The following is a 13627-nucleotide window of genomic DNA, read 5'->3' on the forward strand; positions in this document are numbered from 1 at the left end:
GCGACGAAGGCGTCATGGACGTGTCCTGGGTGACCGCACGACGGGGTGTTCATCGCCGACGCGTTCGGGGTGGTGCTGGAGGTCAACGACGCGTTCGAGCGGATCACCGGCTGGGGCCGGGCCGACGCGCCCTACCACCCGCCGCTGCCCTGGCTGCCGGACGGGGAGGAGCCCGCGCGGCCCACCGACGAGGTGGAGTTCCGCAGGCGGGACGGCGGCGCGGTGCGGGTCGCGGTGACCACGAGCACCGTGGCGGACGAGCGCGAGCACCGGGTGCTGGTGGTCGGCACGGTCCGCGACGTGACCCGCGACCACACCGCGCGGGCCCGGCGCGCCACCGCCGTGGACCTGGCCACCCGGCTGACGTCGCTGCTCGACCCGGGCGAGCTGCTCGACGCCGTCACCGCGGGGCTGGGCGAGGTGTTCGGCGGCGAGGTGGTGGTGCTGGGGCCGGACATCGCCGCGCCCGCCGCGACCACCCGCTGCCCCGCGCCCGGCCTGCTGCTCGAAGCGGACGGGCGGCGGTTCTGGGTCACCTTCCCCAGGCCGCGCGTGGTCGGGGCCGACGAGCAGATCCTCGCCGACGTGCTGGCCGCCAACCTGGCCACCGCCCTGGACCGCGCCTGCCGGGCCGCCGAGCACGCCGACGTGGAGCGGCAGCTCCGGCACGCCGTGCGCAGCAACCAGGTCATCGGCCAGGCGGTCGGCATCCTCATGGAACGGCACCGGCTGACCGACCGGGCCGCGTTCGACCGGCTCGTCACCACCTCGCAGCACCGCAACACCAAGCTGCGCGACCTCGCTCGGCGGCTGGTGGAGACCGGGGAGGACCCGCACCTGCTGTGAACGGCGGTGGTGGACGGCGGTGGTGGACGGCGGCGGTGGGCGGCGGTGGTGGACGAAGGCGGGGTGGGACGGCAGCGCGACGGGCCGGCGCGGCGGCGCGGCGGGGCGAGGCGGAAGCCGAGGGGGCCGCGGCGGTGGCGGCCCCCTCGACGTGCTCAGCCGAGCCGGTACGCCCGGATCACGGTCTGCTCCAGCGCGTGGCCCCTGCCGTCGGTCGCCTCGACCCGCAGCGAGGCGTACGCGCCCTTGCCCGCGTCATTGCGGACCAGCGCGGTGGAGCCGGCCACGGGGACCGGTGCCCACCTCCGGCCGTCGTCGAAGGACACCTCCACCCGGAAGCGCCGCAGCCGGACCCGGTCCGGGCCCTCCTGCTGGTCCACCACCAGCGGCACGCGCAGGACCCGGCCCGCGGGCGCCGCGCCGGAGCCGTCCAGCTCCGGGGTGAAGCGGACCACCGACAGCGGCAGCGGCCGGGCCTGGTCGCCCGGGACCGTGTCGGAGCGGAAGGTCCAGCTCAGCCCGACCTCCGTGCCGAACTCGGCGATGTCGGGCGCGCGGACCGCCTTGGCCTCCAGCCGGTACTCGGCCCGGCCCGGCTCCACCTGGAACTGGGCGAAGTCCGGGTTGTTCGTCTCCCCGACCAGCTCGCCGTCCCGGTAGAGCGCGGTGCGCGCGGACGAGGTCAGCGAGAAGCCCTCGTTGCCCTCCCGGTCGCCGAACAGCGGCACCCCCGAGTCGATCCGGTCGCCGAGCCGGGACAGGTACGGGTAGCGCGTCGACGGCAGCGCGGGCCCGAACACCGGGTGGTGCAGCGACCTGTCGTAGGTCCGGCCGGCGCGGTAGCGCTCCTCGCCGGAGAACAGCCCGGTCTCGCTGAGCTGCGCCCCGTCCTGGAAGAACACCCGCCGCCACGGGTTGTCGCCGGCCGCGACGTAGTCGATCCCCGAACCGGACGGCGGCACCTCGACCAGCCCGGAGACGCCGCTGTAGCCGAAGGAGTTGATCATCGAGATGCCGTGGACGAAGACCTTCCCCGGCAGCGCGGGGCCGAACGAGGTGCGGACGCGCGCCAGGTCGCGCCGCGCGGGCGCGCGCACCAGCCCGGTGGGCGCGTGCCCGAGCTCCTCCCAGGAGAACCGGTAGGTCACCGGCGCGGAGTCCACGGGGGCGCCGCGGAACTCCGCGCCGATCACGACGCTCAGCTCGTCCTCGGGCAGCTCCCGCCCGACGTGCCCGATGGTCATGCCCTCCGGGAAGCCCTGCGCGTAGATGCCGACGACGCCGGTCAGGATGTCGCCGTACCGCCTGGTGAGGTCCACCGCGTGCAGGCCGGGCGCGGCGTCCGGGTCGGGAGCGGTGACGCGCAGCGGTCGCGCCACCCTGGCGTCCAGCGTGACGACGCCGTCGCCGGTGACCGCCAGCTCCGGCTGCACGAGCAGGGTGAGCCCGTCCGCCGGTCCCAGCTCGGACACGAGGAAGTAGTCGCCCTTGGGCAGCCGGAGGGTGTCCTGCCCCGGGCTGAGGTAGGCCATCCGCGTGTTGGACAGGCCGTAGACGTAGGTGTAGTAGGTCTCCTCGGGCGCGCCGGACCGGCCGGTGTGCGCGAAGGGGACGTCGTAGCTCTCCACCTCGCGCTCCACGGCCATCGGCGTGCGCAGCGGCTCGCCGCCGCCGGTCGCCACGACCGCGCCGGAGTAGGTGCCGTCCAGGGCGCCGAGCCTGGTGTCGGCGGTGACGCTCGCCGTCGCCTCGCCGCCCGCCGGGACGGTCAGCTCGGTCGGGGTGACGGTGAACATCCCCGCGGGCGCGGGCGTGCCGTCCGGCGACGTCGCCTCGACGGCGAGGGCGAGGGTCACCGGCGCGTCGCCCGCGTTGCGGTAGGTGTGCTCCTTGGTGACCGGGGTGTCGTCGTGGTGGGGCCAGAGCTGCAGGCCCAGGTTGACGGCGACCGGGTCGGTGGTGAGCGTGGTGGTGATGGCGCGGGCGAGGTCGAGCCGGCCCGCGCCCTGGTCGAACGCGGTCAGGTCGGGGTTCGGCTCGGCCGACGCGGTGAGCACGGCCTTGATCCGCGACCCGGTCCAGTCCGGGTGCTGCTGGGCGATCAGCGCCGCCGCGCCCGCGACGTGCGGGGTCGCCATGGAGGTGCCGGACATCGCCAGGTGCGCGTCGCCGACGGGCGTGCCGATGGAGGCATGGGCGGCCTTGGCGGCGACGATGTCCACGCCGGGCGCGGTGATGTCCGGCTTGATCGCGCCGTCGCCGACGCGCGGTCCTCGGCTGGAGAAGGGCGCGATGCCGTCGTCGCGGTCGACCGCGCCCACGGTGAGGGCGGCGTCGGCGCTGCCCGGCGAGCCCACGCTGCTCGGCGAACCGGAGTTGCCCGCGGCGATCACGAACAGGGCGCCGGTCCGGGCGGACAGGGTGTTGACGGCCTCCTCCAGCGGGTCGAGGCCGGGGCTGTCCTGGCCGCCGAGGCTGAGGTTCACCACGTCGGCGCCCTGCTCGGTCGCCCACCGCATCCCCTCCAGGATCGCGGACTCGGGGCAGCCGCCGCCGGCCTGGCACACCTTGCCGTCCAGGATCCGGGCGTCCGGCGCGACCCCCCGGTACGGCGCGCCGGAACTGGCCACGGTGGCGGCGACGTGCGTGCCGTGGCCGACCCGGTCGACGGCGTCCGGCTCGCTGGTGAAGTTGCGCTCCGCGATCTCCTTGCCCGCCAGGTCCGGGTGGTCGCCGTCCACGCCGGTGTCCAGCACGGCGACCTTGACGCCCGCCCCGGTGTAGCCCGCGGCCCACGCGGCGGGCGCGCCGACCTGGGCGGTGGAGCGGTCCAGCGAGATCCGGCGCACGCCGTCCAGCCAGACCTTCCGCACGCCCGGGTCGTCCACCAGGGCCCGGAACGCGGAACCCGGCGCCGACTCGGCCTTGGGCGCCTCGGCGGTGGTGAAGTCGTCCCCGCGGGTCACGATGAGCGGCACGCTGTCGCGGCGGGCGTCGTCGTAGCCCGCCTCCACCAGGCCGGTGACGTCGAACAGCCGCGGGTCCAGCCTGTCCCGGGCCAGCAGCCGGGTGGCGTCGGCGGGCACGACGTGCACGTGGTCCTCGCGGTGGAACGCGTGGAACGACACGCCCTCGCGCCCGGCGGCCGGCTCGACCGCCACGACGCGGTCGCCGTCCAGCACCACGCGGTCGCCCGTGACCAGGGTGACCGTCGTGGTCGGGCCGGCCGCGGTCGTGGTCGCGCCGGTCGTGGTGGTCGTGGTCGCGGTGGTCGCGGAGGCGGTGGCGACCGCGGTGGTGCTGCCCGTTAACAGGATCATCGCCGTGGCGGTCGCCGGCCAGGCGGCGCGCCGAGGTGTTCGAGCACGTGACACGGTTGTCTCCCAATGTCGTCCGGCATCGGAGGAACCGCCGTGGCGGCGGTGCGGAATCCGGCGGTTCCGGGTCGAACCGGCCTGACGTTAGAGCCGCGGGGGATGTTCAGGTTCGGTATCCCGACGCTGAACAACGTTGTGTGGACAACGGGAGCGCGGGAGCGGGCCGGGAATCCGCCCGGCCAGGTTCGCGGTCCTCCGCGCCCGAGCGTTCAACCAGGTCAGCAGTGGGCCGGACATGGCGGTGGTGACCACGGCCATCACCGCCATGAGCGAGTACAGCCGCTGGTCGAGCAGACCGGCCTGGAGGCCCACGCCGAGCGCGATCAGCTCGGTGAGGCCCCTGGTGTTCATCAGCGTGGCCGGCACCGCCGAGTCGTTGCCCGACAGGCCCTGCGAACGCGCGCCGAGGAACGTGCCCGCCATCTTGCCCACCACCGCGGTGACCATGATCAGCGCCAGGTCGAGCGTGCCGCCCGCGCCCGGGCCGGACAGGTCGACGTTCAGGCCCGCGACCACGAAGTGGACCGGCAGGAACAGCGCGGTGCCGACCTGCGTGCGGCGCAGGACGTCCCCGCGCGCCACCCCGTTGACGGACCTGGGCATCACCAGCCCGAACAGGAACGCGCCGAAGATGAAGTGCGGGCCGATGAGCTGGGTGGCCGCCGCCGAGGCGAGCACGCCCATGAGCACGACCGTGAAGTTGCCCGGGCTCAGCGGCGCGCCCGGGACCAGGAGCCGGGCCAGGAGCGGCCGGACCGCCACGAACATCAGCACCGCGTAAGGCACGACCAGCAGCACCTGCCAGTGCGGCACGCCGCCCTGCCCGGCGATCGCCTGCACCGGGGCCGGCGCCGACCACGCCGCCACGTCGCACACCGCCGCCGCGGACAGCGCGATCGTGCCCAGGCGGGTGCCGTTCATCCCCGGTCGGCGATGGTCCTGGCGAGCACCGGGAACGCGGTCACCGCTAGCGCCACGCTCATGAACAGCGCGAAGCCCAGCCGGTTCACCGTCTCGTGGTGCCGCACCAGGTGCAGCGACAGCAGCACGCCGAGCAGGAACGGCACGAGCGCCGACCCCACGATCAAGGCCAAGTCCACCAGCAAGAAGGCCGCCTGGTGCTTCGTCACCTCGTCCCCCGCTCATCGGTCGGGGCCGCGGCGGTCACCACCCGGCACGGCCCGCTCGTCGAGCATGCCGACCCGCGGGGGCCGCGGGGAGTCCGACCTGGACGAGTAGCGCGGTTCGCCGAGCGGGCCAGGCCGGGGGGTCGACGGCCGGCCGTTCCGGTGCCCGGCGGCTCAGAAGGCGTACCGCACCCTCAGGTACGGGGCGTGCCGGTCGATCAGCGCCAACAGCTCGTCGAGCAGCCCGCGCTTGAGGCCCGCCCGGTACCGCACGTTGACCCCGCCGCCCTCGCTGCGCTTGACCTCCTGGAGGTCCGGCCGCCACAGCAGCTCCTCCGCCTTCGGGTGCCAGCGCAGGTTCACCTCGTGCAGCGCCCGGTTGTGCGTCAGCATGATCACCTCGGCGGCGAGCTGCGCCCTGGTCCCGGGCGAGGCGGCGTCGCCCAGCGCCTCCAGCAGCTCCCGCCAGTCGTCCAGCCACCCGTCGTGCACCACGACCGGGCTGAGGTTGACGTGCACCTCGTAGCCCGCCGCGCGGAAGTCGTCCAGGGCGGCCAGCCGCTCGGCCATCGGGCTGGTGCGGATGTCGAGCAGCTTCGCGGTCCGCTCGGGCATGAGGGAGAAGCGCACGCGCGTGCGCCCGCGCGGGTCCCAGTCGAGCAGCTCGCGGTTGACGTGCTTGGTCGCGAACGACGCCTTGGCCGTGGGCAGGTCGCGGAACAGCTCCACCAGGTCGCGCACGTTGTCGCTGACCAGGGCGTCGACCGAGCAGTCCGAGTTCTCCCCGATGTCGTAGACCCAGGCGTGGTCGTCGACCTGGTCCGGTTCGGCCTTGGGCCCCTGCCGCGCCACGTGCCGGGCCAGGTAGCCGGTGATCTGCTCGATGTTGGCGAACACCGTGATCGGGTTGGAGTAGCCCTTGCGCCGGGGCACGTAGCAGTAGGCGCAGGCCATCGCGCAGCCGTTGGCGGTGGACGGGGCGATGAAGTGCGCCGACCGCCCGTTGGGCCGGGCCGAGAGCGACTTCTTGACGCCGAGCACGAGCGCCTCCCGCTTGATCCGCACCCAGCGGCGGGCGTTCGCCTCGTCGCCGTGCAGCTCGGGGATCTGCCAGTGGCTCGCCACCTCGACCAGCTCCGCGTCCGGGAACCGGTCGAGCACCGCCCGCCCGCGCGGCAACGCGGCGGCGGCGGGCTCCACGTAGATGCGGGTGGGCGAGATCAGCGGCGGTGCGGTGGTCACCCCTCCAGTGTCCGAGCGGGACCGACGAAACCGCACGACGAACGGGTCCGTGTGCCGGGACTCACCCGGTGAGGCCGTGGGGCGCGCCCGTCCGCTGGACGACCGCCCCCAGCGCGTGCAGCGCCTCGGCCCGGGAGGCGAAGACGTCGAGCACCGCCGTGACGCCCGTGATCTCCAGCGGCCTGAGCACCGGCCTGCGGTCGGCCACGACGGCGATCGCACCGCCCGCGCCGACGGCCCGCTCGTGCGCCGCTAACAACAGCGACAGGCCCGGCGAGCCGAAGAACACCACCTCGGTCAGGTCCAGGAGCAGCAGCGGCGGCCTGGCGTTGAGCGCGTCGTCCACGGCGGCGTGGACGGGCGGCGCGCTGTCCACGTCAAGTTCACCCGAAAGAGCGACAACATGAGTATCACCCGTTCGGTCGACGCGCACGTCGATGCCGAACGGTTGCGGCTCGATCGGCTCGGTCACGGCGGCTCCCGCTGTGGGCTGCGGTGTCACCCCGACGTTCTACCAGTGCCGAGGCGTCGCACCGCCGCCACTATGTCACGGTTGGGCGCGCCCTTGACGACGTACTCGGTGACCCCGGCCTCCCGGACCTCCTCCACGGCGGCCAGGTCGGCGTGGGCGGACAGCGCCAGGATGCCCGTCCCCGGCGCCAACCTGCGGATCTCCCGGGCGGCACGGCCCCCGCCACCGCCGGGCATCCGGACGTCGAGGACCACGACCGCCGGGGCGTGTCGCGCGGTCAGGGCGATGGCCTCGTCCGCGTCGGCGGCGACCCCGACGACCTCCAGGTCCGGCTCGGCGTCCAGGACGTCGCGCAGGGCGTCGCGGATCATGGCGTCGTCGTCGGAGATGACCACGCTGAGCTTGCCCGGCGTCACGGCTCGACCTCCCCCGGCGTCGGGACCCAGAACTGGACCAGGGCGCCGCCTCCCGGGCGGTCGGTCAGCGACCACCAGCCACCGGCGGTCTCCGCCCGCTCGCGCATCTCGACGGTGCCGAAGTGCTCCGGGGAGTTGCGGCCGGGCAGCTCACCGATGCCCACCCCGTCGTCGGCGACCTCGACCAGCGTGCCGTTGTCGACCGAGGTCAGGGTGATCTCGACGGTGGTCGCGCGCGCGTGCTTGTGGACGTTGGTGACGGCTTCCTGGCAGATGCGGAAGATCGTGATCGCCGAGTCGGCGGGCGGTTCGCGGTCCAGCGCGTGCCGCAGCCGGCAGTCCAGCTCCCACGGCGCGGACACGTCGGCGAGGTAGCGGTCCAGCGCCTCGACCAGGCCGTACCGGTCGAGTTCCGGTGGCCGCAGCCGGAACACCAGGCCGCGCAGGCGGCCGATGGCCTCCCCCACCGCCTCGTCGAGCCGGCGCACCACGTCGGCGTGCTCGGCGGGCAACCGGTCGGCCAGCAGCTGGAGCCTCATGCCGACCGCGACCATCGCCTGGATCGAGTCGTCGTGCACGTCCCAGGCGATGCGCCGGCGCTCCAGCTCCTGGGCCTCCACCAGGTGGCCGACCAGCTTGCGCTGCTCGATCAGCGCCTGCTCGGCCCGCCGCCGCTCGGTCAGGTCCCGGGTGACCTTGGCGAACCCGCGCAGCCTGCCCTCGCCGTCGAACAGGGCGGTGATCACCACGTTGGCCCAGAAGCGCGAGCCGTCCTTGCGCAGCCGCCAGCCCTCGTCCTCGAACCGCCCGACCTCGCCCGCCACCTCCAGCTCGTGCCAGGGCTTGCGCGTGGCCAGGTCCTCGGCCGGGTAGAACACCGAGAAGTGCTTCCCGACGATCTCCTCGGTCAGGTAGCCCTTGATGCGCTCCGCGCCCTGGTTCCAGCTCACCACCCGGCCCAGCGGGTCGAGCATGAAGATCGCGTAGTCGACCACGCTCTCGACGAGCAGGCGGTACGCCTCCACCGGCGGCCTCTCGTGGGGGTCGAGGGGGTTGGGTGGTTCCGCCGCCATGGCGACACTGTCCACCACTGGACCAACCCGGTCCACAACAGGAGCGGTCGTGCCCGACGCCGAGCCGACCACCACCGCCGCCCGCGGTCGGGTCGTGACGATCAGGACGTCGCGGCGGGCATCTCGCACCAGACGACCTTGCCGCCGGGCCGGGGTTCGGCGCCCCAGCGCGCCGCCAGCCGCTGGACCAGGTGCACGCCCCAGCCGCCGGAGGCGCCGGCGGGGCGCGGCCGGGGCAGCGCGGCGCTGTCGTCCGCGACCTCGATCCGCAGCCCGCGCGCGGCGCCGACCAGCCTGAGCAGCGGGGTGCCCGAGGTGTGCCGCAGCGTGTTCGTGACCAGTTCGGAGACCACCAGCACGGCGTCCTCGTGGTTGCCGCGGTACTTCCACTCGGCCAGGGTCCTGCGGACGAACTCGCGGGCCAGCGCCGCCGCCCCTCGGTCTGCCGGGGCGCTGAACTCGGCCACCGGGTTCGTCAGGGAAACGTCCACGGTGACACGGTGCGGCACGGACCCGCCGGACGCCCAGACGCACCGACACCCACCGGCCTGGTGCAAAAGCATCAGTCGATGAGGCCGTCCCGACGGGCGATGACCACCGCCTCCAGCTTCGACCTGGCGCCGAGCTTCTCCAGGATCCGCTGCACGTGATTGCGCACGGTGTTGCGCGCCACCCCCATGCGCTCGCCCATCTCCTCGGTGCTGGCGCCCTCGGCGAGCAGCAGCAACGCCTCCCGCTCCCGGGCCGTGAGCGCCACGCCCGGCGGGGCCGACCGACCGGTCAGCTTGTCCAGCACGCCGGCCAGCAGGTTGCCGTCGAACACGACCTCGCCCTCGGCCACCCGCCGCACCGCGTCGGTCAGCTGGTCGAGCCGGGACGACTTGAGCACCAGGCCCGCCGCGCCGGACTCCGCCGCGAGGGAGGCCGCGGACACGGTCGCCTCGCCGGTCAGCACCAGCACCCTGGCCCCGGCCTCGACGAAGCTCGGCACCGCCCGGAGGGCGTCGCCGTCGGGCAGGCGGCGGTCGAGCAGCACCACGTCCGGCCGGTGACGTCGGACGTCGACCAGGGCGGCGGCGACGGAACCGGCGGTCGAGACGACCTCGACCTCGTCGGAGTCCGCCCAGGCCAGCCGGATCGCCTCGGCCACCATGCGGTGGTCCTCCACCAGGACCACGCGGACCGGAGCGGGCGGATCGGGGCGGTGCGACATCGTGGTGCGGTCCCTGGGTAGCTGTGCGGAGCCGGCCCCTCACCCTAGTCGGTCGGCGGCCCGAACCGGGATCGGCGTCGATCACCTGCCCCGCTGACCGCGCACGTCGCGGGGGTGCGACCGGGCGGGGCGCCCCTGATCCCGCTCCGCACCACCACGCCCCCGAGAGCCGACCGGAGCACCGCCCTCACCCGATACGGTGGCCAGATGGCCGAGGTGGGGCGGTGGTCGGGGCGCGTTCGCGAGGCGGTGCGGTTGCTCGTGCTCGTCGTGGCGCGCGGTGCGCCGCCGGACCTGCCCGTCGACCCGCCGGCCGCCCTCCAGCTCCGGCGGGCGGTCACGGTGCTGACCGCCGCGTCGGCCCTGTTCCTGGCGATCGTGCCCTTCAGCGAGCACGGGCTCAGGCAGTTGGACCCGGTGATCCTGCTCGTCGGCCTGCTCACGGCCCTGCCGGTGGCGCTGGCGGTCCGGCGCCCGCTGGTGGCGTGGCGGCTGACCGCGCTGCTGCTGCTCCTCGCGCCCTGCACCTACCCGCCCTACGCCGACGTGACGAGGCAGTGGGGTTGGCCGTGGGTGGTGGGGCTGGCGGTGACCACCGGGTTCGTCCTCTACGTCCTGGCCGAGAGCTACGACCAGCCGGTGCTGATCACGGCGTGGGCCGTGTCGGCGGTCGCGATCTGGCCGCACCTGCCCGACCCCCGCGACCACTTCCTGGCGGCCGGCCTGGGCGCGGGCGTGCTGGTGCTGGGCAACGCGGTGCGGTTGCGGAGGCGGGCCGACCGGCAGCGGGTGGTGGAGCAGGCGCGGGCGGCGGCGCTGGAGGAGCGCACCCGGATCGCCCGGGAGCTGCACGACGTGGTCAGCCACCACATGTCGGTGCTCGTGCTGCGGGCGGACGCGGCGCCCTACCGCCTGCCGGGCCTGGCGCCCGAGGTGCGCGCCGAGTTCCAGCTGTTGCAGGACCTCGCCCGTGACGGGCTGACCGAGATGCGCCGGATGCTGGGCGCGCTGCGGACCGCCGACGACGAGGCGGAGACCGCGCCGCAGCCCGGGTTGGGCGAGGTCGAGGAGCTGGTGGCGCGGTTCCGCGCGGCGGGCACGGCGATCGACCTGGACCTGCGGTGCGGCGCGGGCCCGCTGCCCGCGGGCGTCGGGCCGTCCGCCTACGGGATAGTGCGGGAGGCGCTGAGCAACAGCGCGCGGCACGCGCCCGGCGCCGCCATCTCGATCAGGCTGGTGGTGGACGCCGACCGGCTCCGGATCACGGTGTCGAACGCGGCGGCGGCACGTCCCGCGCTGGACGGTGACGCCGACGCCGACCGGCCGCGCCAGGGGCTCGCGGGCATGGCCGAGCGGGTGCGGGTGCTCGGTGGCACGTTCTCCGCGACGCCCGCGCCGGGCGGCGGGTTCCGGGTGGTCGCCGAGCTGCCGCTGGACGAGAGGGGTGACCGGTGACCACGAGGGTCTTGATCGCCGACGACCAGGCCATGGTCCGGGAGAGCTTCCACGTGGCGTTGAGCGCCCAGCCGGACCTGGAGGTCGTCGGTGAGGCAGGCACCGGGACGGAGGCGCTGGCGCTGGCCGCCCGGCTGGCGCCCGACGTGGTGCTGATGGACATCCGGATGCCCGCCATGGACGGTTTGGAGGCCACCCGGCGCATCCTCGGCGCGGGCGACGGCGAACCGCCGCGCGTGCTGGTGCTGACGACGTTCGACCTCGACGAGTACGTCTACAGCGCGCTGCGCGCGGGTGCGAGCGGCTTCATGCTCAAGGACGCGCCGCTGGCCGACCTGGTCAACGCGGTGCGGGTGGTGGCGGCCGGGCACACGCTGTTCGCGCCCTCGGTCACGCGCCGGCTGGTGGCGGCGTTCGCCGCCCGCGCCGCGGACCGGGCCGCCGACCCGAGCCTGCACGGCCTGACGCCGCGCGAGCGGGAGGTGCTGCGACTGATCGCCCGCGGCCTGTCCAACGCGGAGATCGCGGGCGCGCTCACCATCGCGGACCAGACCGCCAAGAGCCACGTGAGCCGGGTGCTGACCAAGCTGGGGCTGCGGGACCGGGCGCAGGCCGTGGTGCTGGCCTACGAGTCCGGCCTGGTGTCGCCGGGCGAGTAGCACCCGACGAGCGGCACCTCCGGGGAGGCAGTACCGGGGTAGCGGTCCGGTCCGCCCGGTACCGGCGGGTGGGGTGGGAACACCACCCGGGCGGGACGATTCCGGGCGCCGGATTCCCTAGCGTCGACGCCGTGCCCAGTTCAGTGTGGACGGACCGCAGACCTTGTGCCACAACGGTGTTGGCATGTGCGTTGTCGTGCGCGTTGGCGGTGATCGCCGTCGTGTGGTGGGTGGCCGGTTGGCCCGTGGGCGTCGACAGCGCGGTGTACCGCTCGGGCGCGCTCGCGGTGTTGCACGGCGAACCCCTGTACGAGCGGTTGGCCGCCACCCCGGACTGGTCGCCGGACCTGCCGTTCGCCTACCCGCCGTTCGCGGCCCTGGTGTTCCTGCCCCTGGCCGGCCTGCCCGCGCAACTGGTGTGGGGCGTCTTCGGGGTGCTCACGGCCCTGGCCCTCGGCCTGGTGGTGCGGCTGACCGGCCCGCGACCCGAGGTGTGGTGGCTGATCCCCCTGTCGGCGGTGCTGGAACCGGTCTGGCGCACGGTCGGCCTGGGCCAGGTCAACGTGCTGCTGATGGCGCTGGTCGTGGTGGACGTGCTGGCCCTGCGCGGTTCCCGCTGGTCCGGGGTGCTCATCGGGTTGGCCGCGGCGGTCAAGCTGACCCCGCTGGTGTTCGTCGGGCACCTGCTGCTCACCGGGCGGCGGGCGGACGCGCTGCGCGCGGTGGGCGCGTTCGCCGCGGCGAGCCTGGTGGGCTTCGCGCTGCTCCCAGCCGACTCGTGGCGGTTCTGGAGTTCGGCGGTGCTCGGCGCGAACGACGCGTTGTCCAACGGGTGGTGGGGCAACCAGTCGCTGCACGGCCTGGCGCACCGACTGGCGGACGTGCCCGCCACGCCACTGCTCCTCCTCCTGGCCGTCGCGGTGTGCGCGGTGGTGGCCGCCCTGCTCGTGCGCACCCTGCACGGGCGCGCGGACCACCTGGCCGCCCTGCTGGTGACGGCGTTCTGCGGACTCCTGGTGAGCCCGATCTCGTGGACCCACCACTGGGTGTGGGTGGTGCCGCTGTGCTGCCTGGCGGTGCGCCGGGGTGCGCGGTGGGCGGCGGTCGCCACCGCCGTGCTGTTCAGCGGCGGGGTGCCGGCCCTGGCGCCTCGAGGCGACGAGCTGAGCTGGAGCCCGTTGGAGTCCTTGGCGGGCAACGCCTACGTGCTCGCCGCACTCGCCGCCCTCGTGGCGCTGACAGTCAGTGCCCGATCCCCGCGGGCGATTCCACCACGGATAGCCCCGCGCTACCGCCGGGTGATCGTGGACGCAACCCTCTCCGCCGTCGACAACGGCACCGAGGGGCGCGCCCTACCGGCGGACTTCCCGCTCCGGCCCACGGTCTACAAGCGTCTAGCCCGTGTTTCAAAGGTTGAGGTGAGCGGCGGCGTGTCGGTGGCCGGAACGTGGCGAGGTCTCCGGTAAGTGGGTTAGCGACCAAGCAAACCTGCAGTACCGGAGACCTCGTGGCCAGCGTAGCGGCAGCGGGGCGGGCCGACTTGACCGACGCGCAGTGGGCGGCGCTGCAACCGTTGCTGCCCGTCGGTGCCAAGCCGGGCCGTCCGCCGAAATGGAGTAAACGGCAGCTCATCGACGGCATCCGGTGGCGGGTGCGCGTCGGCGCCCCGTGGCGCGACGTGCCGCCCGAGTACGGGCCCTGGCAGACCGTCTACGGATTGTTCCGCCGTTGGCAGCGGGCCGGAGTC

Annotated in this window: 14 protein-coding genes; 5 read left to right on the forward strand and 9 right to left on the reverse strand. The window is 74.4% G+C overall.

Annotated elements, in window-relative coordinates; all coding sequences use genetic code 11:
• The first annotated feature begins 45 nt into the window (after positions 1-45).
• Positions 46-846: an ANTAR domain-containing protein gene (locus ACFV4N_RS30540; RefSeq protein ID WP_499676084.1), complete on the forward strand. Its 801-nt coding sequence runs from the start codon at positions 46-48 to the stop codon at positions 844-846.
• 155 nt (positions 847-1001) lie between these two features.
• Here ACFV4N_RS30540 and ACFV4N_RS30545 read toward each other — a convergent pair whose 3' ends face one another.
• The 9 genes from ACFV4N_RS30545 to ACFV4N_RS30585 all read right to left on the reverse strand — a co-directional run bounded on the left by ACFV4N_RS30545 (position 1002) and on the right by ACFV4N_RS30585 (position 9766).
• Positions 1002-4166, reverse strand: coding sequence for a S8 family serine peptidase (locus tag ACFV4N_RS30545; RefSeq protein ID WP_499676085.1), 3165 nt, complete (start codon positions 4164-4166; stop codon positions 1002-1004).
• A 141-nt stretch (positions 4167-4307) separates the two neighbouring features.
• Positions 4308-5144 carry a cation:proton antiporter gene (locus tag ACFV4N_RS30550; RefSeq protein ID WP_499676086.1) on the reverse strand — a complete coding sequence of 279 codons (837 nt, stop codon included), beginning with the start codon at positions 5142-5144 and terminating at the stop codon, positions 4308-4310.
• On the reverse strand, positions 5141-5353 hold the full coding sequence (locus ACFV4N_RS30555) for a hypothetical protein (protein WP_499676087.1): 213 nt from the start codon (positions 5351-5353) through the stop codon (positions 5141-5143). Before ACFV4N_RS30555 ends, ACFV4N_RS30550 begins: the two co-directional genes overlap by 4 nt.
• Before the next feature lie 171 nt (positions 5354-5524).
• Positions 5525-6592 carry a spore photoproduct lyase family protein gene (locus ACFV4N_RS30560; protein ID WP_499676088.1) on the reverse strand — a complete coding sequence of 356 codons (1068 nt, stop codon included), beginning with the start codon at positions 6590-6592 and terminating at the stop codon, positions 5525-5527.
• A gap of 61 nt (positions 6593-6653) precedes the next feature.
• Positions 6654-7064 carry an STAS domain-containing protein gene (locus ACFV4N_RS30565; protein ID WP_499676089.1) on the reverse strand — a complete coding sequence of 137 codons (411 nt, stop codon included), beginning with the start codon at positions 7062-7064 and terminating at the stop codon, positions 6654-6656.
• 26 nt (positions 7065-7090) lie between these two features.
• Entirely contained in the window at positions 7091-7480 is a 390-nt protein-coding gene (locus ACFV4N_RS30570; protein WP_499676090.1) for a response regulator, read from the reverse strand.
• Positions 7477-8682, reverse strand: coding sequence for a sensor histidine kinase (locus ACFV4N_RS30575; RefSeq protein ID WP_499676091.1), 1206 nt, complete (start codon positions 8680-8682; stop codon positions 7477-7479). Before ACFV4N_RS30575 ends, ACFV4N_RS30570 begins: the two co-directional genes overlap by 4 nt.
• Complete coding sequence (locus ACFV4N_RS30580; RefSeq protein WP_499676092.1) at positions 8655-9044, reverse strand: ATP-binding protein; 390 nt, start codon at positions 9042-9044, stop codon at positions 8655-8657. Before ACFV4N_RS30580 ends, ACFV4N_RS30575 begins: the two co-directional genes overlap by 28 nt.
• Before the next feature lie 71 nt (positions 9045-9115).
• A complete protein-coding gene (locus ACFV4N_RS30585; RefSeq protein ID WP_499676093.1) occupies positions 9116-9766 on the reverse strand; it encodes a response regulator in 651 nt (216 codons plus the stop codon).
• Between the two features lie 207 nt (positions 9767-9973).
• Between ACFV4N_RS30585 and ACFV4N_RS30590 the strand changes: the two genes are divergently transcribed.
• The 4 genes from ACFV4N_RS30590 to ACFV4N_RS30605 all read left to right on the forward strand — a co-directional run.
• A complete protein-coding gene (locus ACFV4N_RS30590; protein WP_499676094.1) occupies positions 9974-11221 on the forward strand; it encodes a sensor histidine kinase in 1248 nt (415 codons plus the stop codon).
• Positions 11218-11880 (forward strand): response regulator, encoded by a 663-nt coding sequence (locus tag ACFV4N_RS30595; RefSeq protein WP_499676095.1) that lies wholly within the window; start codon positions 11218-11220, stop codon positions 11878-11880. Before ACFV4N_RS30590 ends, ACFV4N_RS30595 begins: the two co-directional genes overlap by 4 nt.
• 209 nt (positions 11881-12089) lie before the next feature.
• The gene (locus ACFV4N_RS30600) at positions 12090-13346 is read left to right on the forward strand and encodes a glycosyltransferase 87 family protein (RefSeq protein ID WP_499676096.1); all 1257 of its coding nucleotides are present in this window, start codon (positions 12090-12092) and stop codon (positions 13344-13346) included.
• A gap of 74 nt (positions 13347-13420) precedes the next feature.
• The coding region (locus tag ACFV4N_RS30605; RefSeq protein ID WP_499676097.1) for a transposase at positions 13421-13627 on the forward strand (207 nt) is incomplete at its 3' end.

The organism is Actinosynnema sp. NPDC059797 (genome assembly GCF_042732085.1).
Lineage (GTDB): Bacteria > Actinomycetota > Actinomycetes > Mycobacteriales > Pseudonocardiaceae > Actinosynnema.

Excerpts from the sequence above, each read along its gene's own strand:
- ACFV4N_RS30545 (WP_499676085.1), bottom strand. The coding sequence starts at position 4,166 with ATGATCCTGTTAACGGGCAGCACCACCGCGGTCGCCACCGCCTCCGCG.
- ACFV4N_RS30550 (WP_499676086.1), bottom strand. The coding sequence starts at position 5,144 with ATGAACGGCACCCGCCTGGGCACGATCGCGCTGTCCGCGGCGGCGGTG.
- ACFV4N_RS30585 (WP_499676093.1), bottom strand. The coding sequence starts at position 9,766 with ATGTCGCACCGCCCCGATCCGCCCGCTCCGGTCCGCGTGGTCCTGGTG.
- ACFV4N_RS30590 (WP_499676094.1), top strand. The coding sequence starts at position 9,974 with ATGGCCGAGGTGGGGCGGTGGTCGGGGCGCGTTCGCGAGGCGGTGCGG.